Below are 20,072 nucleotides of genomic sequence, written 5' to 3'. Positions count from 1 at the left end.
GGACGGATCGGGGGGCGTGGCCGGGCTGGGGTTGTCCTATGACTTCATCGAGCGGCACCCGGACACGGTGCCGTGGACCCTGTCCGTGGTCGCGCGGCGGGCATGGACGGGGGAGGGGAACCGGCTGGACGTCAGCCTCGACGTCACGGTGCCCCTCAATATGTTCTGGGGTACTCCCGGGGAATCCCGGGTCTCAGGCGACCGGACGGTGTCTCACCGGCACGCCACGGAGCGCTTCCGCGCGCGCGCCGCGTCTTCGCTGTTCCAGAGGGAAGCCCCTCATATTATGGAGGTTCCATGAACTTCGAGTTGACCGACATCCAGCGTGAAATCCAGCGGATGACCCGCGAGTTCGCGGCCAAGGAGCTCATCCCCAACGCCCGCAAGTGGGACGAGCACCACGCCTGGCCGACGGACGCGGTGAAGAAGCTCGCCGAGCTGTCCCTGCTGGGCGTGGCCGTCCCCGAGCAGAACGGCGGCGCCGGGCTCGACAACGTCTGTTACGCCATCGCCATGGAGGAGATCAGCCGCGGCTGTGCCTCCACCGGCGTCATCATGAGCGTGAACAACTCGCTCTACTGCGATCCGATCATGAAGTACGGCACGGACGCGCAGAAGGAGCAGTTCCTGGCGCCCTTCGCCCGGGGCGAGAAGCTGGGCTGCTTCGGCCTCACCGAGCCCGAGGCCGGCAGCGACGCCGCCGCGCAGAAGACGGTCGCCGTGCGCAAGGGTGACGAGTACGTCATCAACGGCTCGAAGAACTGGATCACCAACGGCCCCAAGGCCGACGCCATCGTCCTGATGACGATGACCAACCGGGAAGCGGGCCACAAGGGCATCACCGCGTTCATGGTCCCCACGGACACCCCGGGGTTCATCCGCGCCGAGCCGGACAAGAAGATGGGCATCAGCGCCGCCTGGTCCTGCTCCATGTTCTTCGAGGACATGCGCGTGCCGGCCAAGTACATGCTCGGCAAGGAAGGCGAGGGCTTCAAGATCGCCATGAGCACGCTGGACGGTGGCCGCATCGGCATCGCGTCGCAGGCGCTGGGCATCGCGCGCGCGGCGTACGAGGAGGCGGTGCGCTACTCCGGTGAGCGCAAGTCCTTCGGCAAGCCCATCCGCGAGCACCAGGCCATCCAGTTCATGATCGCCGACATGGCCACGGAGATCGACGCGGCCCGGCTGCTCGTGTGGCGGGCGGCCCTGCAGAAGGACAAGGGCGTGCGTCACAGCGCGGAGAGCGCCATGGCCAAGCTGTACGCCAGCGAGATGGCCAGCCGCGTGGCGAACAAGGCCCTGCAGGTGCACGGCGGCATGGGCTACAGCAAGGAGATGGACGTGGAGCGCCACGTGCGCGACGCGCGCATCACGGAGATCTACGAGGGGACGAGCGAGATCCAGCGCATCGTCATCGCCGCCAACCTGCTGAGGGAGTAACCGTCATGACCCGAGCGCTTCTCTCCGCAGTCGTCCTGGCCTCGGCGGTTGCGCTCGCGCAGGGCGCCGCCCCCGCGAAGGCGCCCACTGGCGGCAAGCCCGCCGCCACGACGCCGGCCCCCGCCAAGCGCGACGGGCCGGACGTCGAGCGGCTGCCCTTCACGCCCGACTCCATCCGTCAGGTCGTCCAGTACCACCAGCGCCGCATCCAGGAGTGCTACGAGGACCACATGGCGGAGAAGGACCGGACGGTGGAGGGCAAGCTGATGACGACCTTCACCATCGACGCCAACGGTCTGGTGAAGGACGCCCGGGTGGTGAAGAAGACCAGCACGCTCAAGGACCCGAGCCTGCACGACTGCGTACAGGCCGTCCTGTCGTCCATGACCTTCCCGAAGCCTCCGGATGGCACGGACCGCCCCATCGAGTACCCGTTCAACCTCAAGGCCATCGAGTAGGACAACCGCCGTGAACCTCGAGCTCACCGAGACGCAGACCCTCATCCGCGACACCGCTCGCAAGTTCGCCCGCGAGCGCGTGGCCCCCCAGGCCCGGACACTGGACCGCGAAGAGCGCTTTCCCACGGACCTCTTCCGGCAGTTGGGAGAGATGGGACTGCTGGGGGTGAACCTCCCGGCGCGCTACGGCGGTTCGGAGGCCGGCGTGGTGGCCTATGCGCTGGCGATGATGGAGATGGCCGCGGCCGACGCGTCCACGTCGGTGGCCATGGCCGTCACGAACATGTGCGGCGAGCTCATCAACGCGTTCGGCACCGACGCGCAGCGCGAGAAGTACGTGACGCGGCTGGCGTCCGGGGAGGCCATCGCGGGCTCGTTCGCGCTGTCCGAGCCCCATGCGGGCTCCGACCCCGGCGCGCTGCGCACCACCGCGGTGCGGCGCGGGGACGTGTGGGTCCTCAACGGCAGCAAGCAGTGGATCACCTCCGGCGCGTACGCGGGGGTGATGGTGGTGTGGGCGCGCACGTCCCCCGCCGGCAACAAGGGCTTGTCGTGCTTCATCGTCGAAGGCGGGACGAAGGGGCTCATCATTGGCAAGCACGAGGACAAGATGGGCCTGCGCTCCTCGAACACGGTGTCGCTCACGTTCGAGGACTGTGAGGTTCCGGCGGAGAACCTGCTGGGCGCCGAAGGGCAGGGGTTCAGGCTGGCCATGGTGGCGCTGGACGGTGGGCGCATTGGCATCGCGGCGCAGGCCTGCGGCGTGGGGCGCGCGGCGCTCGAGGCGACCGTGGCCTACGTGAAGGACCGTCAGGCGTTCGGCCAGCCCATTGGCGAGTTCCAGGGCCCGCGCTTCATGCTCGCGGACATGCAGACGCAGTTGGAGGCGGCGGAGCTGCTGACGCTGCGCGCGGCGTCGATGAAGGAGAAGGGGCAGCCGTTCTCCCGCGAGGCCTCCATGGCGAAGCTCTTCGCCAGCGAGATGAGCAACAAGGTGGCCGACAAGGCCGTGCAGCTCCACGGCGGCTACGGCTACATCGACGAGTTCCCGGTGGAGCGGTTCTTCCGCGACGCCCGCGTGCAGACCATCTACGAAGGCACCAGCGAGGTGCAGCGGATGGTGATCGCCCGCGAGAGCTTCAAGCTCCAGGGCTGACGGCCGGGAAGAAATCCGGGGCCGCCGGCGGTTGAGCGCGGCCCGGAGTTGGCCCTGGAATTTCAGGGCCTTGGCCGCTTGTTCGAGCACCAGGCTGGGGGCAGGCATCCTGTGGGACGGGGCTGCGCGGTAGGGCAGGCGTTCTTAACTAGGAGGCATTGACTTCTCCTGGGTAGGACATCCACCCAACAGCACAGGGGCACGAGCTCGCTTGACTACCGGAATCACCGGTGTCTAGGGTGCGCGGCTTCCATCAAATCAAGTCCTCAATGAGGAGGACGAACGTCACTGCCCGCTGCTCCCCGCAGGCTGCGACGGAAAAACCACCATCAGGGGGCAGTTGTACCGGTTTCAAAGGACTTCCACTTCATGCAGCAGAACGTGAACCAGCAGGTCGGGATGGACGGCGGCGACGAAGACTTTGCCGCAATGTTCGAGGCCTCGCTCAAGGAGCGCGGTGGTGACGGCATCCTGAAGGAAGGGGAGATCGTCAAGGGCACCGTGGTCCAGGTGACGAAGGACTTCGCGATTGTCGACATCGGCTACAAGTCCGAGGGACAGGTCCCGATCTCCGAGTTCACCAACCCTCGCGGAGAGGTCTCGGTTCAGGCCGGTGACCCCGTCGAGGTCCTCCTGGAGAGCCGCGAGAACGACACCGGCATGGTCGTCCTCTCCAAGGAGAAGGCCGACAAGATGCGCATCTGGGACGAGATCAGCGCCGCCTGCGAGCGCGATGAGATCGTCAAGGGCACCATCGTCGGTCGCGTGAAGGGCGGCCTGTCCGTCGACATCGGCGTGAAGGCGTTCCTGCCCGGCTCGCAGGTTGACATCCGCCCCGTGCGGAACCTTGACCAGTACATCTCGAAGGAATTCGAGTTCAAGGTCATCAAGTTCAACAAGAAGCGCGGCAACATCGTCCTGTCCCGCCGCGTCCTCCTCGAGAAGCAGCGCGAGGAGATGAAGAAGGAGACCCTCAAGAACCTCAAGGAGGGTGCCGTCCTCAAGGGCGTGGTCAAGAACCTCACCGACTACGGTGCGTTCATCGACCTGGGCGGTATCGACGGTCTGCTCCACATCACGGACATGTCGTGGGGCCGCATCGGTCACCCGAGCGAGATGTTCAACGTGGGTGACGAGGTTCGCGTCGTCGTCCTCAAGTTCGACCCGACGCAGGAGCGCGTCAGCCTGGGCCTGAAGCAGATCCAGGAGGACCCGTGGCACCGCGCCGACGAGAAGTACCCGGTCGGCACGCGCGTCCGCGGCAAGGTCGTGTCCATCACGGACTACGGCGCGTTCATCGAGATCGAGCAGGGCGTCGAGGGTCTGGTGCACGTGTCCGAGATGTCCTGGACCAAGCGCCTCAAGCACCCGTCCAAGATCCTGGAGGTCGGCCAAGAGGTGGAGGCCGTCGTCCTGGACATCGATCCGAAGGCCAAGCGCATCGCGCTGGGCATGAAGCAGATCGAGCAGAACCCCTGGACGCTGCTCGAGGACAAGTACCCGATCGGCTCCGTCATCAAGGGTCAGATCCGCAACGTCACCGACTTCGGCGTGTTCGTCGGCGTCGAGGAGGGCGTGGACGGCCTGGTGCACGTCTCCGACATCTCCTGGACGGTGCGCATCAAGCACCCGGGCGAGATGTTCAAGAAGGGCGACGAAGTCGAGGCGGTGGTGCTCAACATCGACGTCGAGAACGAGCGCTTCAGCCTGGGCATCAAGCAGCTCCAGCCGGACCCCTGGGAGACGCTGTCCGAGCGCCTGCCCGTGGGCAGCCGCGTGAAGGGCAAGGTCACCAAGGTCACCGACTTCGGCGCGTTCGTGGAGATCGAGCCGGGCATCGAGGGCCTCGTCCACGTCTCCGAGCTGAAGGAGGAGCGTGTCGAGAACCCGCGTGACGTGGTGCAGGAGGCGCAGGATGTCGAGGTGAAGATCATCGACATCAACACCCCGGACCGGAAGGTCGCGCTGTCGATGAAGGCGCTGATCGGCGAGGGCGAGGACTACCGCGAGTACCTCCGCAAGCAGGCGGAAGGCTCGAAGGCGCGCCTCGGCGACGTGATGGCGAGCAAGCTGAAGAAGTAGTCTTCAGCTGCACGCGCCAGCACGGCGAGACGGCCGGGTTCCCGAGAGGGGGCCCGGCCGTTGCCGTTTCGGGGCGGGGCCTGCTATGCAGGATGCCGCGCGCTACGGGGCCGAGCGCGCGGGGGACAATCCATGTTTGTTCGTTCTGTTGCCTGGGGTAGTCGCTCCGGGATGGCCTGCGCGCTCATGCTGAGTGCGGTGTTTGCTTGTTCGGATGGAAGCAGCCCGAATCCCCCTGTGTCCCGCCCTCCGGGCCAGGCACGCATCGAGGTCCCCGTCGTAGGGCTCACGGCGGGATTGCCGGGAGACTTCCGGTGCATCGCCGAGGATCCGGACGGTGACGCGCTGACCTATGCGTTCGACTGGGGGCGCGCGAAGGCGGAAGTCAGCCTGTCCGAACGTGTTCCCAGCGGCACCGCCGGTGACGTGGCTCCCGTCTTCCAGACGAAGGGGCAGTTCTCGGCCCGCTGCCGCGCGGTCGATCCCCACGGACAGTTGGGGGCGTGGTCCGAACTCGTGGCCTTCACCGTCGAACCGGCTCCACCCCAGGATGATGGGAAGCGGACGCTCGCCGTCGAAGTGTTTGGCGCAGGGCGGGTCACGAGCACGCCGGAAGGGCTGAGCGGCTGCACGGGCCCGTGCATGGCGCGCTTCGATGTGGGGACCCAAGTCACGCTCCAGGCGGAGCCCGCGGAGGGATGGCGATTCACCGGATGGATGCGCTGCGGGCCAGATCAGACGCCCCATGTCATCCGAGTCGAGCAAGACCGGCGCTGTGGTGTGGGGTTCGCGCCAATGCTCGAGCACTCTGCACTGTGGAGGCAGTCAGGTGCACGACACCCCATCGATGTGGCCTGGAGCCCCGACGGGGTCCTCCTCGCGGTGCTGGATCGAGCCGGGTGGGAGGGCTCACTGCGCATCTGGAATGCGCAGCTCGGCCACGTCTCCCGGGTGATTCGGGTGGAGGGCTCGGACATTCGTGCCGTGGCGTGGGGGCCCAGGAGGGAGGACCTGGTCGCCGGCTTCGAAGATGGGCAGCTGGCCCGGATCGACCCGAACACAGGCGCGCCTGTCCAGCGTTGGCGCGCCCATTCGGGCCGGGTGTTGGGCGTTGCCTGGAACCCGGACGGCAACGAGTTCGCCAGCATCAGCAACCTGGACACGGGCGGCGGGGAAGTGCGCTTCTGGTCCGCAGACACGGGGACGGAGCGCCGGGAGCCCTTGCTGACGGAGTATCCCGTCCACCAGATCCACTGGAGCCCGGATGCACGCCGTATTGCACTCGAGGTGCAGGGCGCGAGGGTGGAGATCCACCCGCTTGCCCCAGCCGGGCCGCTCTACCGGCAGTTCGATGCCCATGGCTTCGCCTGGAGCCCGGACGGAGCGCGGTACGCGGTGGGCAACTTCCGCTACGTGCGAGTGTATGAGGCAGCGACCCACGAGCAGCAGGCCATGTGGACAGGCCCGTGGGGCTTTCTCGCCCGCCTGGACTGGAGCCGCACGAAGGATTGGCTCGTGGTGGTGGATGGACTCCGATTGCTGACGGTCCTGGAGGCAAGCACCGGGACGGTGGTGGCGGATGGCTTCGAGCCTCTCCCCAACCCGCTGAGTGCGCCCAGCTACGACGCCGTGCGGTTCAACCCGGTCGACAACACGTTCGTCGCGATGGAGAGGGAGCCCGCCGAGGTGTCCGTCTTCCAGGTGGATGAGGAACACGCGCGCGTGCGGCGCACTGAATTGCTGGCGCATCTGCGGGAGGTCAACGCCACGGCGTGGAGTCCCGCGGGAGATCGGCTGGCATCGGCCGGCAGCGAGGGCAAGGTCCGACTCTGGAGCGATTCAGGCCAGGCGCTGGGAACGCTGGACGGGCATGGGGGAAAGGCGGTCAGGGCCCTGGGGTGGAATGGGGACGGCACGTGGCTCGCGACAGGGGGCGATGACGGCCGGCTCAGTGTCTGGAACGTGAATGCAGGCAACCGGGTGCGCACGCCCGTGGAGCTGACGCCGCCGTCTCCTGGGCTGACCCCCAGCATCGAGCACGCCGTGCTGACCCCAGACGGCTGGACCCTGGCGGGCGCGGGCACGGTGGTGTCGCCCGGCGGGAGGAAGGGCATCGTCCAGGTCTGGAGCGTGGGCAGCGGCCTGGAGTTGCTGCGCCTGCGTGAGACGCGGAGCCCCGTCGTGGAGCTGGAATGGACGCCTGACGGAGCGTCGCTGATCATCGTCTACGCCCACGGGGCGTGGGACATCTGGCACCGTAAGTCCGGTGTCCTGCTGAGCGAGGAGCCCGGGTGGAATACCGTCTGGGCCGCCGCCCTCAACGCCGACAGGACCCGCCTGGCGCTGAGTCAAAGTCAGGGCCTTACCGTCCTGGACCTGAGCACCGGTGCCGTCATTGCGAGGAGCAGTACCTGGCTCACCCAACTGGCTCTGGCGTGGAGCCCGGATGGCACGCGGCTCGCCAGTGGCGGCGCAGGAGGATTGCTCTTCACCTGGGACGTCCGTGAAGAGGGCGCGTTCCGGCCCACTGTCATGGGCGCCCACGAAAGCACGGTCCTGGGCATCTCTTGGCGAGGGGACGGCAAGGCCATCGCGACGGGCGGGTGGGACGCGGAACTGTTCTCCTGGCTTGCCCACTAGAAACCATCCGACCGGTCGGGCGGGCAGGGGCCTGCCCAGCGCACCGTCAGCCTTCGTGACTTCGCGCGGTTACGAGGGCTGGCGCGTTGCGTCGTGCACAGTGGACGCTCACGCCCGAGTGACGAGCAAGGATGCTTGAACTCGGGGAAGTGGCCGGTGATAAGGGCCCCCGACACTGTTATCGAAGAGCATCCGCACATCCTCAAGAGGAGGCAGGTTTCATGGCTCGTGACGTCGTCATCGTGGGCGCGGCCCGTACCCCCATTGGTGCCTTTCAGGGCGCGCTCGCCAAGCTGACGGCCCCGCAGCTGGGCGCGATCGCGATCAAGGCGGCGCTGGAGCGCGCGGGCGTGAAGCCCGAGGCCGTTCAGGAAGTCATCATGGGCTGTGTGCTCACCGCGGGCGTGGGCCAGGCACCCGCTCGCCAGGCGGCCATCTTCGCCGGCCTGCCCGAGACGGTTCCCGCCACCACGCTCAACAAAGTCTGTGGCTCCGGCCTCAAGGCCGTCAGCGCGGGCGCGCAGGCCATTGCCCTGGGTGACGCGGACGTCGTCGTCGTGGGCGGCATGGAGTCCATGAGCAACGCGCCGTACATCAGCCACACGATGCGTGGCGGCGCGCGCATGGGCAACGTGGAGTTCAAGGACGCGATGATCCACGACGGCCTCTGGGACGTGTACGGCAACGTCCACATGGGCATCTGCGCCGAGGAGTGCGCCACGACGCAGGACATCAGCCGCTCGCAGCAGGACGAGTACGCGCTGGAGTCCACGCGCCGCGCCATCCAGGCCCAGAAGGAAGGCCTGTTCAAGGCGGAGATCGTCCCGGTCCAGATTCCGGGCAAGAAGCCGGAGGACGTCGTCACCGTCTCCGACGACGAGGGTCCCCGCAACGCGAAGCCGGAGAAGATTCCGGGCCTGAAGCCTGTGTTCAAGAAGGACGGCACGGTGACGGCCGCCAACGCGTCCTCCATCAACGACGGCGCCGCGGCGCTGGTGCTGATGAGCGAGGAGCGCGCGAAGGCCGAGGGCCGCGCCATCCTGGGCCGCATCACGGGCTACGCCCAGGCGGCGCGCAAGCCGGTGGAGTTCACCATCGCGCCCACGGACGCCATCAACAAGCTGCTGAAGAAGCAGGGCATCAGCGCGGGTGACGTGGACCTCTGGGAGATCAACGAGGCGTTCGCGGTGGTGTCCATCGCGAACAACCGGCTGCTCGGCCTGGACGTGTCGAAGGTGAACGTGCGCGGCGGCGCGGTGGCGCTGGGCCACCCGATTGGCGCGTCCGGCGCGCGCGTGCTGGTGACGCTGCTGCAGACGATGCAGGACCTGGACAAGAAGCGTGGCGTCGCGTCGCTCTGCATCGGCGGCGGCGAGGGCATCGCGCTGATGGTGGAGCGCTGAACTTCCTCTCCCAATAGGGGAGGGGCACGGGGTGGGGGCCTGCCAAGGGCCGTCACCCCGTTCGCACATGCGGGAGGGCGGATGAACAAGGTCTACGCGAACGCGGACGAGGCGGTCGCCGACATCCCGGATGGCTGCACGCTCATGAGCGGCGGCTTCGGGCTGTGCGGCAACCCGGAGAATCTCATCGAGGCACTTCACCGGAAGAACGTGAAGGACCTCACCATCATCTCCAACAACTGCGGCACCACCGAGCTGGGGCTCGGCATCCTGCTTCAGAACAAGCAGGTGAAGAAGATGGTGTCCAGCTACGTGGGAGAGAACAAGGAGTTCGAGCGGCAGTTCCTCTCCGGTGAGCTGGAGGTGGAGCTGAACCCGCAGGGCACCCTGGCCGAGCGCATCCGCGCGGGCGGCTGCGGCATTGGCGGCTTCTTCACCCCGACGGGCGCCGGCACCCAGGTGGCCGAAGGGAAGGAGACGCGCGTCATCGACGGGCGGCTGCACGTGCTGGAGACGCCGCTGAAGGCGGACTTCGCCATTGTCCGCGCGTGGAAGGCGGACCGCTGGGGCAACCTGGTGTTCCGCAAGACGGCGCGGAACTTCTCCCCGATGATGTGCATGGCGGCCAAGGTCACCATCGTCGAGGCGGAGCACATCGTGGAGCCGGGCGAGCTGGACCCGGACCTGGTGCACATCCCGAGCATCTTCGTGAAGCGCATCGTCCAGGCGAAGAACCTCCAGAAGTGGATCGAGCGGCGCACCGTCCGCAAGTCGGCCTGAGGAGCCCAGCCATGCCACTGACTCGTGAACAGATTGCACAGCGCATCGCCCAGGAGCTGCAGGACGGCTTCTACGTCAACCTGGGTATCGGCATGCCCACCCTGGTGGCCAACTACATCCCTCCGGGCATGGACATCGTGCTCCAGTCGGAGAACGGCCTGCTGGGCATCGGCCCCTGGCCCGTGGAAGGCCAGGAGGATCCGGACCTCATCAACGCCGGGAAGGAGACGGTGACGGCGGTGCCCGGCGCCGCGTTCTTCGACTCGGCCCTGTCGTTCGGGATGATCCGCGGCGGCCACATCGACATGGCCGTCCTGGGTGCCATGGAGGTCAGCGAAGAGGGCGACCTGGCCAACTGGATGATCCCCGGAAAGATGATCAAGGGCATGGGCGGCGCCATGGACCTGGCCGTCGGTGCCCAGCGCATCTTCGTGGCCATGGAGCACGCCAACAAGGACGGCAAGCCCAAGATTCTCAAGAAGTGCTCGTTGCCGCTGACGGGCCTCAAGTGCATCCACCACATCGTCACGGACCACGCGTACATCGACGTGACGCCGCAGGGGCTCATCCTGCGCGAGGTGGCACCCGGGGTGACGGTGGAGCAGGTGCAGAAGCTCACCGAGCCGAAGCTGACGGTGGCCCCCGACGTCCGCGAGATGAAAGTCTGAGCGTGTGGGGATAAGGTGCACCGCCGCGGGCGTTGTACGAACCCCGCGGCGGAGCGCTTCCCATGGCAGACAGTCCCAACACCTCGACCCCTCATCCCCGCGCGCCCCGTCTCGAGTACGAGCTGCCGGTGGCCTACCGCAGCGTCTCTGGCTTCGTCACCGACTGGGCGGTGAACCTGTCGAAGGGGGGCCTCTACATCAACACCGACAAGCCGCTGGCCGTGGACACGGTGGTGCGGCTGTTGGTGACGCTGCCCGGCGCGCACTTCCCCGTGGAGCTGAAGGGGCGGGTGACGCGCACCAATGCCGTGGGCGTGCCCGCGCCCCAGTCCCCAGGGATGGCGGTGGAGTTCCTGGACGTTGATGAAGACAAGCGAACGCGTATCGCGGAGTTCGTGGAGCGCCTGCGCTCGGAGCTCCCGCCCGAATAGCGCCTGAATGTTGCCGCTACCCGAACTTCCCATTGAACTGACCATCGAACGCCTCGGCCAGCTCGGCGAAGGCGTGGCCTCCTGGCAGGGGCGCACCGTCTTCATCCCGGGGACCTTCCCGGGCGACACCGTGCGCGTCCACCTGGAGACGCAAGGCCGTGTGCTGCGCGGCATCCTGCGACAGGTGGTGTCGCCAGGCCCGGACCGGCGTGACGCGCCCTGCGTGTACGCGTCCGACTGCGGCGGCTGTGACTGGCTGGGGCTGGCCGAGCCCGCCCAGCGCAGCGCGAAGCAGGAGATCGTCCTCTCCACCCTGGAGCACCTGGGGCACCTGGCTCGGGACAGCTTCACCGTGCGTCCGCTGCTGGTGGCCCCACGCGACTGGGGCTACCGGCGCCGCGCGGTGCTGCATCCCGCGGGCAAGGGGGCGCTGGGGTACTTCGGCCGGCGCAGCCACGAACGCGTGCCCGTGGAGGTCTGCGGCGCGCTCACGCCCGTGCTCACGGCACTTCCCGGCAAGCTGGCCCCGCTGCTCAAGCCCCTGGCGAAGGATGCCGAGGAAGTGCTGCTGCTGGCGGAAGGAGACAAGGCCGCGTTCGCAGTGAATCTCAGCGGCCCGGTGACGGCGCGCCACCTGGAGGCCGCCGAGGCAGCCGTGCGCGCCCTGCGGCTGGAGGGCGCGGTGCTGACGCCGAAGGAAGGCTCGGCTCGGCTCCTGGGCAAGCCGGCGCTGCGCTCCTACTCACCGCTGCGGCCGGAAGTCCCCCTGTACCTGCGGCCGGATGCCTTCGCTCAGGCCCATGCCGAGGCCAACGTGGGGCTGGTGACCTCGGCCGTGTACGAGCTGGGGGCCCGCGAGTCCGACACCGTGCTGGAGCTGTATTCGGGCAACGGCAACTTCACGTTCCCCCTGGCTGGGACCGCCGCGTCCGTGCTGGGCGTGGAGTCCTCCCCCGTGGGCGTCGAGCTGGCCCAGCGGAGCGCTCGCGAGGGTGGGGTGACGAATGTACGCTTCATCCAGGGCGACGCCCGCAAGGTGTGCGACGGGCTGGTGGCCGAGCAGCGCCGCTTCGATGTCTGCCTCGCGGACCCGCCGCGCGCGGGAGCCCCGGGCCTGGCGAAGTGGATGACCGCCTTGGGGGTGCGCCGCGTGGTGTACGTGGCGTGTGACCCGGCATCCCTGGCTCGGGACGCCGCCGGCCTGGTTGCCGCGGGCTACAAGCCCCTGGCCCTCCAGGTGGTCGACATGTTCCCTCAAACGCATCACGTCGAGGCCGTGATGTCCTTCGAGCGGTCGGCCTGAACAACGACAACACGTACTGTCAGTCTTTGTTTCATTGAGCGGCGAGATTCGGGCGTCCATCGGCGCGCAGGCCACGGTTTGCCCGATTCCCCTCTGAAATCGCAGTTGGTGGCTCGCGGCCTCAATCCGGAACAAGCGGTAATTCAGTAAATTTTAGTGATTACACCGCGTGTACCAGGGGGGCAGGCGTCCGCTCGCTTCACGGTTGTGCATTCCCGATTGCGCGCGGGCCGTCCCCGGACATGATGGTTGCGTGGATGCCCGCATCGTCGAGTTCGCCGAGGTTCTTCGCCAGAACGGTGTGCGTGTCAGTACGTCCGAGGTCCAGGACGCGCTGCGCGCCACGTCCGAGGTAGGCCTCAAGGACCGGAACCTGTTCCGCTCGGTGCTCCGCACCACGCTGGTGAAGCGCGAACTGGACGTGGACACCTTCAACCGGGCCTTCGAGTTCTACTTCTCCGGCGCGGCGAGGACGTTCGAGGCCATCGACAAGTCGCTGGCGCAGCAGTTGGAGGAGGAAGGCTACCTGGAGGGCGACCTGCTGAAGATGGTCCTCATCCAGATGCACCAGCTCCTCCCGGAGATGTCCCCCCTGGCCCAGGCTGTGCTGATGGGAGACCGGGCCCGGCTGGCGCAGATCTTCCGGATGGCCTCGCTGCAGTTGGACCTGTCGCGGATGGAGAGCCCGCTCCAGGCCGGGTTCTTCTCCCGGCGCATGTTGGCGGCGGCTGGGGCGGACAAGGCCCGGAACGACATGAAGTCGCTGGAGGACGAGCTGCGAGCCCGCGGCCTCACCCCGGAAGGGGTGGAGATTGTCTCGCGCCATGTCGCGGCCGCGATGCGGAAGATCGAGGACGCCGCACGCCAGGAAGTGAAGCGCCAGGCGGAGGCCCGCATCCGCCGCCGCACCGACACCGCCGCGGACAAGCCTCTGCACCTGCTCACCCAGGCGGAGGTGGACCAGATGGAGTCCGCCGTGCGCACCCTGGCGGAGAAGCTGCGCAGCCGGCTCATCCGGAAGCAGCGCTCGCACCGCAAGGGCGCCCTCAACGTGCGGCGCACCCTGCGCCGGAACCTGCCGTGGGGCGGGGTGCCCATGGTGCCCCAGTTCCGCAGCCGCCGCCCCGAGCGCCCGGAGCTGGTGGTGCTCTGCGACGTGTCCGACTCCGTGCGTCAGGCCTCACGGATGATGCTGCTGTTCATGCACACGATGCAGTCGCTCTTCGTCCGCGTGCGCTCGTTCGTCTTCGTGTCCGACGTGGGCGAGGTGACGCAGTACTTCAAGGACCTGGAGGTCGACGCCGCCATCGACATGGCCACCGCGGGCAAGACGGTGTCCCTGAGCGCGAACTCCAACTACGGCCGCGCCCTGGCCGACTTCACCCGGGACCACCTGGGCAGCATCACCCGCCGGACCACCGTGATGGTGATTGGCGACGGGCGGAACAATTACAACGCGAACAACGCCTGGGCCCTCAAGGACCTGCGCCGCAAGGCGAAGCGGCTCTTGTGGATCTGCCCCGAGGAGCGTGGCAACTGGGGCATTGGCGACAGCGAGATGCTCACCTACGAGAAGCACTGTCACCAGGCCGTCGTCGTCACCTCCGTGTCGGACCTGGCCCGGATCGCCGACCAGCTCGTGCCCGCGTAGTCCCGGGCCCATTCCCCCCCGCAAGGCACCTCCCCATGTCTTCCTTCCTCTTCGACGACAACGGCTTCCAGGACGTCCCCAACCGGGAGACCTCCACGGACCTCACCGCCGCCGACGACCGCACCCTCCGCTGGGCCGCCCCCCCGCTGGACGCGGCGATGCTCGACGCCCTGGTCCGCTACCAGCAGACCTACCTTGCCCAGGCCTCCGGGCAGGGAACGGAGACCCTGGCCAAGGCCCACACCGAGGCCCTGGCCGCGTCGGGGCTGACCCCCAAGACGGCGGAGCAGGGCAGCGCGCTGCTGCGAGCCTTCGGCGGGCGGCGCTGGGCGGTCCGCAAGCTCCAGGACAAGCTGGGGCAGCTCCAGGGCGGCGCGGCGGACGAGCTCAAGGGCCGCATCCAGGACGAGTTGGCCAAGCAGGAGCGCGAAACCAATGCCCTGGCGCGGCGTTACGGCGAGGACGCCCTGGTGCTGCTCCGGGCCCGCGAAGCGGAGCTGGTGGACCTGCACACCCGCCTGACGCACCTGCTCAGCCGGGGATGAAGGCGGGCGGGCGGCTGGTTGCATTCCGCGTCCGGCCATCGGATAAGGGCACGTACTTGCTCAGGGTTCTTCCATGAAGCGCTATTTCATCCACACCTTCGGCTGCCAGATGAACGTCAACGACTCGCTCCGCATGAGCGAGGTGTTGAGCCAGATGTCCTACGCGCCGACGCCGGTGCCGGACAACGCCGACCTCATCATCCTCAACACCTGCTCCATCCGGGAGAAGGCGGAGGACAAGATGCTGTCCGCCCTGGGGCGGTACAAGCCGGTGAAGGCCAGCCGTGGCGCGCTGATTGGCGTGGGCGGGTGCGTGGCGCAGCAGGAGAAGGACAAGCTCCTCAAGAAGGTGCCGTACCTGGACTTCGTCTTCGGCCCCGACAACATCGCGCGCCTGCCGGACATCATCGGCCGGGTGTCCGCGGAGCGGGAGCGGGTGGTGGAGACGGCCTTCGTGAACTCGGAGGAGTACGTCTTCCCGCGCGCCGACCCGGAGACGTCCCGCGGCAAGGTCACCGAGTTCGTCACGGTGATGAAGGGCTGTGACAACGTCTGCTCGTTCTGCATCGTGCCGCACACGCGTGGCCGCGAGGTGAGCCGGGCGTTCCCCGACGTGCTCGTCGAGGTGGCGGACCTGGCGAAGGTCGGCGTGCGCGAGGTGACGCTCATCGGCCAGAACGTGAACTCGTACGCGGGCGGCATCTCCTTCGCGCAGCTCTTGCTGCGCACCGCGGAGGTCCCCGGTATCGAGCGCGTGCGCTTCACCACCAGCCACCCGCATGACCTGTCCGACGAGCTGATCGAAGCCTTCCGCGTCCAGCCGAAGATCACCCCGCATTTCCACCTGCCGGTGCAGTGCGGCAGCGACCGCATCCTCAAGATGATGCGCCGCGACTACACGGTGGTGCAGTACCTGGAGCGCCTGGCGAAGCTGCGCGAGGCGCGGCCGGGCATCGCCGTCACCACGGACATCATCGTCGGATTCCCCGGGGAGACCGAGGAGGAGTTCGAGATGACGATGCAGCTGACCGAGCAGGTCCGCTACGACAACCAGTTCTCCTTCGTCTACAGCCCGCGGCCCAAGACGGGCGCGGCCCTGCGCGAGAAGGACTGGGGCTCGGTGCCGCACGAGGTGAAGATTGCCCGCCTGGAGCGGCTGCAGAAGCTGCAGCGGCGCATCAGCGGCGAAATCACCGCGGCGCTGGTGGGCTCGGAGGTGGAGGTCATGGTGGAGGGGCACTCGCGCTACGACGCCACCAAGCGCTTCGGCCGCACGCCGGAGAACCGCACCGTCAACTTCGAAGGGGACGCCCCCGCGGGCGCCTTCGTGACGGTGAAGGTGGAGCGCGCCACGCCCAACCAGCTCGCGGGCAAACAGGTGGCCCTGCTCAAGCCCCCCACGGTGGAGCCGCTGCCGGTGCCCATGGCCGAGGCGCCGTTCCACGTTCTCGCGGAGGCGTAGCCCCATGCCCCAGAGGCCATTTCGAGGTGTCTCCCCCCGCGTCCACCCAGGCTGCTTCGTGGACGACTCCGCCCAGTTGGTGGGTGACATCGAGGTGGGGGAGGACTCCTCCATCTGGTTCAACTGCGTGCTGCGCGGGGACGTGAATCCCATCCGTATCGGGAAGCGCACCAACGTGCAGGACCTGTCCCTGATTCATGTCACCAGCGGCAGGTCCGCCACCACGGTGGGGGACGACGTGACGGTGGGGCACCACGTCATCCTCCATGGGTGCACCATCGGCAACCGGGTGCTGGTGGGCATGGGCGCCACCGTGATGGACGACGCGGAAGTAGGGGACGACTGCATCATCGGTGCGGGAGCCCTGCTGACGCCGGGCACGAAGATTCCCCCAGGCTCCCTGGTGGTGGGCTCCCCAGGCCGGGTGAAGCGTCCCATCACCGAGGCGGAGCGTGAGTTCCTCTTGATGTCCGCGCAGCACTACGTGCTGCTCGCGGCCGAGTACCACACGGACCGCTGAGTCGCTCGCGAGCCTACGCTGGGCGTGTTAGGAGCACATCCATGGCTCTCGTGCCTGCCACAACGCTCAAGGCGTGTCCGCTGTTCAAGGGTTTCACGGACACCGGCATCCAGATTTTCGCCGGGGTCGCCGTCGCCCGTGCGTTCCCCAAGGGAACCGCGCTCTTCGCTGAAGGCAAGACGGGGGATTCGCTCCTCATCGTGGGTGAGGGCAACGTGCGCCTGAGCGCCAGGAGCGCTGGGGGTGAGGACGTATCCCTGGGTGAGGTCGGCTCCGGCGAACCCCTGGGGGAGCTGGCCCTGGTGCAGAAGGGTGAGCGGCTGTGCACCGCCACCGCCGTCACCGACGTGTTGGCCTTGGAGATTCGCGCCGCGGATTTCCAGAAACTCCTGGCCACCAAGCCGCAAGCCTGCGTGAAGCTGCTGATGGGCATCGTCGCGCACTTCGGCCAGAAGGCCCGGGACAACCGGGACATGCTGCGCACGCTCATCGGAAAAGCGCCCACGGCCTGAGCTGAAGGAGACGCCATCCGGGCGGGCGGTGGTTAAGCTGCGCGGCGGCGCTGGCTGTGCGGGTTGCGTAGGGCCTGGTGGCTAGAACCCCCACCTCGTTCCGCGGTGCGGGCCGAGGCGGGATGGGCCTCCTGGACGTTTGGAACCCAGGTGGGCAGGCTGCCCGAAGGGGCGGCGCGACGTCGGGACAGTGGGGCAACGGGCGGCGGCGGTCGGAGAATAAGTAGAGACGACGGGCGCCGAAGAGGGCCCAAGAGGAGGCCGGGTTTCAGGGATTTTTGCGGTCGATTCCCCTTGTTGACCCGGAGTTTTGACGACCCGCGCCCGGTTGATGTCTGGGCGCTAGAGGGGCGGCCTCAGGTGACTGCCGGGGCGGGCCCTTCGGACGTGAACGGACAGGACGACGCGTGCAAGAACTTCTCACCAACCTCCTCGGCGACTCTCAGGGCTTCTTCGCCTATGCCACGGTGTTCGGCATCCTGGTGGCCTGCGGACTGGGTGTCCCTCTACCGGAGGACATCTCCCTCATCCTCGGGGGCTTCCTGGCCCACAAGGGGGCCGCCAACCTGTCGGTCATGATGGTCGTCGGCTTCGCGGGCATCATCGTTGGCGACAGCCTCATCTACCTCGCCGGCCGCCGGCTGGGTGGGAAGCTGGGCCGTGAAGGCGGCGGTGGCTTCTTCGCCCGCATCGTCACACCCGAGAAACGCGCGAAGGTGGAAGGCCTCTTCGTCAAACACGGCCAGAAGATCGTCTGCATCGCCCGCTTCATGCCGGGCGTGCGCGCCGTGACGTACTTCACCGCGGGCTCCGTGGGCATGTCCTACTGGCGCTTCATCTTCTGGGACGGCCTGGCCGCGCTGCTGTCCGCGCCCGTGTTCATCTGGCTCGGCTTCCACTTCGGTGGCGAGCTGGACACGATGATCTCCAAGTTCAAGGAAGGGCAGTTCGCCGTGATGGGCGTGCTTGCCGTGGCCGCCATCAGCTACTTCGTGTGGCGCCGCCGGCAGGCCGCGCAGCGCGCCCAGGCCGCGGCCATCGTGGAGCCCGTGGCGGTTCCCGCGCTGGTCCACGAGTCCGTGGCCGCGCCGCTGCGTCCCCAGGTGTCCAGCACGGGCGACGCCCTGTTCGTCGCGGCACCGGAGCAGGCCGCCGCCGACAGCTCGCACGAACTGCAGAAGTCGTAGGCCTTCGAACAAGGGGCGCCGGGGACGACAGCTTCCCCGGCGCCTTCCGTGGTTGCCGGGCTTCCGGGATCAGGGTCAGGATTGAGGGATAGCCTCAACGTCGACCTTCATCTGAGCCCCGTGAATGCCAAAGAACCTTCTTCGTGCCTGTGCCGTGGTCCTGCTCGCAACCACCAGCACCGCGCAGGCGCAAGCCGTCCCCCCGGCCCCATCCGAGGCCGAGGACTCCTCCACGCCCGCCAACCCCGTGCCGGCGGACGCCCCACCTGATGCGCCAGCGGCGCCGCCCGAAGCCGAACCGGGCGAAGTGCCGGCCAGCGCTGTCACTGAAGACGTTCCGGCGGTGAGCCCCGAGGTGCCGCCCGTTCCGCCGGATGGTGACGCCTTCGCGGAGGACACCGCGCTCGTCCCCGAGGGAACGCCGTTCCTGCCGCTGCACATCGAAGACCCCGCGCGGGCCCGCGCCCTGGCCGAGGAGACGGAGCGCAGCGCGCCGGCCCTGGTCGTCAGCGGCGGCATCAGCCTGGGCGCGTATCAGGCGGGGTTCCTCTCCACGCTGGTCCGGTTCTGGAGCGTCGCGCAGCGAGAAGGCGCGGAGGCGGACCTGGGCAACCCGGCGCCGCGAGTATGGACGGGCGCCTCGGCGGGGGCGGTGAACGCGCTGCTCGGGGGACTGGCCTCGTGTGACACGGCGTTCGCCCAGCCCACGTGGTCTCCAGAGCAGAGCCTCTTCTGGACCGTGTGGATCGACCAGCTCGACCTGGGGCGGCTGCTCCCCGAAGAACGGAATGAGCCACCTCAGGGCACGCACCTCTTCAGCGAGCCCCACATGCAGGACACCCTGCAGCTCATCCTGAAGAAGGCCCAGACGACCCGCTTCAAGGAGGACTGCACCTTCGCCTACGGCATCACCGTGACGAACCTGCGCGGGCGCGAAGTTCCCTTCGGCGAGGGCGGACCCGACGCCCAGTTCAAGCTGAAGCGCGTGACGGAGAAGCTGGTCGTCCAGGTGATGACGCAGGGCGAAGGGAAGCTCACCGCCCGGCTGCCATTCATGGAGGGCGCGGCGAGCGCGTCGTTCCCCCACATCGGGGTGAAGCCCAAGGAGCTCGCGTACTACCCGGCGCTGGGCGCCCAGCCGACGGGCGACGGCGGACACGAGGTGTCCCTGTCGAACCTGCTGCTCACGCCGCAGGCCTCCGGGGCCTTTCCGCTCGCGTTCCCGCCTGTCCCCGTCGAGGTCTCCTTCTTCAACCAGACGCAATGGGGGCCCCTGGAGTCCCTCAAGCTCATTGATGGCGGCGTGCTCAACAACAACCCCGTGGACCTGGCGGTGCGGCTCGGCTCGCGGTGGGTGGAGCGCAGCACCTCGCGGGAGACGACGCTCAATCGCGAGCGCTTCCCCGTCGTCTACCTGGACCAGGACGCGGTCGGCTGGGACTGGGCATCACCGCCCGAACGGCCGGAGCGCTCCCGCAGCCCCTTGGACGAGGCCTACTTCCAGTACCTGGGCAACGTGCTGAACGCCGCGCGCGACAGCGCCGTGCTCAACACGCTGGAGCACGACATCAATCTGTCGGGCCGCATCCAGATTCCTCGCCGCACGTCCGTGCTCCCGTCGGAGTTCCAGTTCGCGATGATGGGCTTCTTCGACCGGCGCTTCCGCGAGCACGACTTCTACCGTGGCATGCAGGACGCCATCCGCTTCCTGTCGACCCAGCTCACCTCGACGCGCGCCGTCGACCTGCTGGTGCCTCGCGCCGGCAAGGAGCGCCTGAGGGATCGCGAGCTCCGCGTGCTGAACGTCCTGGGCATCGACTCGCCCGGCTTCCGC

At 67.9% G+C, this 20,072-nt stretch carries 17 protein-coding genes and 1 pseudogene (1 of these 18 only partly in view); all 18 read left to right on the top strand.

The window, feature by feature from the left end:
• Positions 1-301 (top strand): annotated as a pseudogene (locus tag F8M74_RS06705) (hypothetical protein); the annotation flags it as partial.
• On the top strand, positions 298-1,440 hold the full coding sequence (locus F8M74_RS06700) for an acyl-CoA dehydrogenase (RefSeq protein ID WP_140791970.1): 1,143 nt from the start codon (positions 298-300) through the stop codon (positions 1,438-1,440). The pseudogene F8M74_RS06705 and the gene F8M74_RS06700, both read left to right, overlap by 4 nt.
• 5 nt (positions 1,441-1,445) lie before the next feature.
• Complete coding sequence (locus F8M74_RS06695) at positions 1,446-1,898, top strand: AgmX/PglI C-terminal domain-containing protein (protein WP_141258836.1); 453 nt, start codon at positions 1,446-1,448, stop codon at positions 1,896-1,898.
• A gap of 10 nt (positions 1,899-1,908) precedes the next feature.
• The gene (locus F8M74_RS06690) at positions 1,909-3,054 is read left to right on the top strand and encodes an acyl-CoA dehydrogenase family protein (protein WP_141258837.1); all 1,146 of its coding nucleotides are present in this window, start codon (positions 1,909-1,911) and stop codon (positions 3,052-3,054) included.
• A gap of 369 nt (positions 3,055-3,423) precedes the next feature.
• The gene (locus F8M74_RS06685; RefSeq protein WP_002639616.1) at positions 3,424-5,136 is read left to right on the top strand and encodes a 30S ribosomal protein S1; all 1,713 of its coding nucleotides are present in this window, start codon (positions 3,424-3,426) and stop codon (positions 5,134-5,136) included.
• Positions 5,137-5,373: 237 nt separating this feature from the next.
• A complete protein-coding gene (locus F8M74_RS06680; protein WP_141258838.1) occupies positions 5,374-7,776 on the top strand; it encodes a WD40 repeat domain-containing protein in 2,403 nt (800 codons plus the stop codon).
• A gap of 221 nt (positions 7,777-7,997) precedes the next feature.
• The gene (locus tag F8M74_RS06675; RefSeq protein WP_141258839.1) at positions 7,998-9,179 is read left to right on the top strand and encodes an acetyl-CoA C-acetyltransferase; all 1,182 of its coding nucleotides are present in this window, start codon (positions 7,998-8,000) and stop codon (positions 9,177-9,179) included.
• Between the two features lie 81 nt (positions 9,180-9,260).
• Positions 9,261-9,959, top strand: coding sequence for a CoA transferase subunit A (locus F8M74_RS06670; RefSeq protein WP_011553803.1), 699 nt, complete (start codon positions 9,261-9,263; stop codon positions 9,957-9,959).
• 11 nt (positions 9,960-9,970) lie between these two features.
• Positions 9,971-10,627, top strand: coding sequence for a CoA transferase subunit B (locus F8M74_RS06665; protein ID WP_011553802.1), 657 nt, complete (start codon positions 9,971-9,973; stop codon positions 10,625-10,627).
• Positions 10,628-10,689: 62 nt separating this feature from the next.
• Entirely contained in the window at positions 10,690-11,058 is a 369-nt protein-coding gene (locus F8M74_RS06660) for a TIGR02266 family protein (protein WP_090492651.1), read from the top strand.
• A gap of 7 nt (positions 11,059-11,065) precedes the next feature.
• Positions 11,066-12,361, top strand: coding sequence for a class I SAM-dependent RNA methyltransferase (locus tag F8M74_RS06655; protein ID WP_141253769.1), 1,296 nt, complete (start codon positions 11,066-11,068; stop codon positions 12,359-12,361).
• 253 nt (positions 12,362-12,614) lie between these two features.
• The gene (locus F8M74_RS06650; protein WP_140791957.1) at positions 12,615-14,012 is read left to right on the top strand and encodes a VWA domain-containing protein; all 1,398 of its coding nucleotides are present in this window, start codon (positions 12,615-12,617) and stop codon (positions 14,010-14,012) included.
• A gap of 35 nt (positions 14,013-14,047) precedes the next feature.
• Positions 14,048-14,557, top strand: a complete 510-nt coding sequence (locus F8M74_RS06645; protein WP_141253770.1) for a hypothetical protein — start codon at positions 14,048-14,050, stop codon at positions 14,555-14,557.
• Between the two features lie 73 nt (positions 14,558-14,630).
• Positions 14,631-16,019: a tRNA (N6-isopentenyl adenosine(37)-C2)-methylthiotransferase MiaB gene (gene miaB, locus F8M74_RS06640; RefSeq protein ID WP_141253771.1), complete on the top strand. Its 1,389-nt coding sequence runs from the start codon at positions 14,631-14,633 to the stop codon at positions 16,017-16,019.
• Between the two features lie 4 nt (positions 16,020-16,023).
• Positions 16,024-16,539 (top strand): gamma carbonic anhydrase family protein, encoded by a 516-nt coding sequence (locus F8M74_RS06635; RefSeq protein WP_090492640.1) that lies wholly within the window; start codon positions 16,024-16,026, stop codon positions 16,537-16,539.
• 41 nt (positions 16,540-16,580) lie between these two features.
• Positions 16,581-17,051: a cyclic nucleotide-binding domain-containing protein gene (locus F8M74_RS06630; RefSeq protein ID WP_141253772.1), complete on the top strand. Its 471-nt coding sequence runs from the start codon at positions 16,581-16,583 to the stop codon at positions 17,049-17,051.
• A gap of 407 nt (positions 17,052-17,458) precedes the next feature.
• Complete coding sequence (locus F8M74_RS06625) at positions 17,459-18,238, top strand: DedA family protein (protein WP_141253773.1); 780 nt, start codon at positions 17,459-17,461, stop codon at positions 18,236-18,238.
• A gap of 124 nt (positions 18,239-18,362) precedes the next feature.
• Positions 18,363-20,072 carry the 5' portion of a patatin-like phospholipase family protein gene (locus F8M74_RS06620; RefSeq protein ID WP_141253774.1) on the top strand. 852 nt of this gene lie beyond the right edge of the window, so the window shows 1,710 of its 2,562 coding nt (coding positions 1-1,710); it begins with the start codon at positions 18,363-18,365; its stop codon lies off the right edge, out of view.

Source organism: Myxococcus sp. CA023 (assembly GCF_010998615.1).
GTDB lineage: Bacteria > Myxococcota > Myxococcia > Myxococcales > Myxococcaceae > Myxococcus.
The sequence above is the reverse complement of the archived record's forward strand: the minus strand, read 5'-3'. Positions and strand labels throughout refer to the sequence as shown.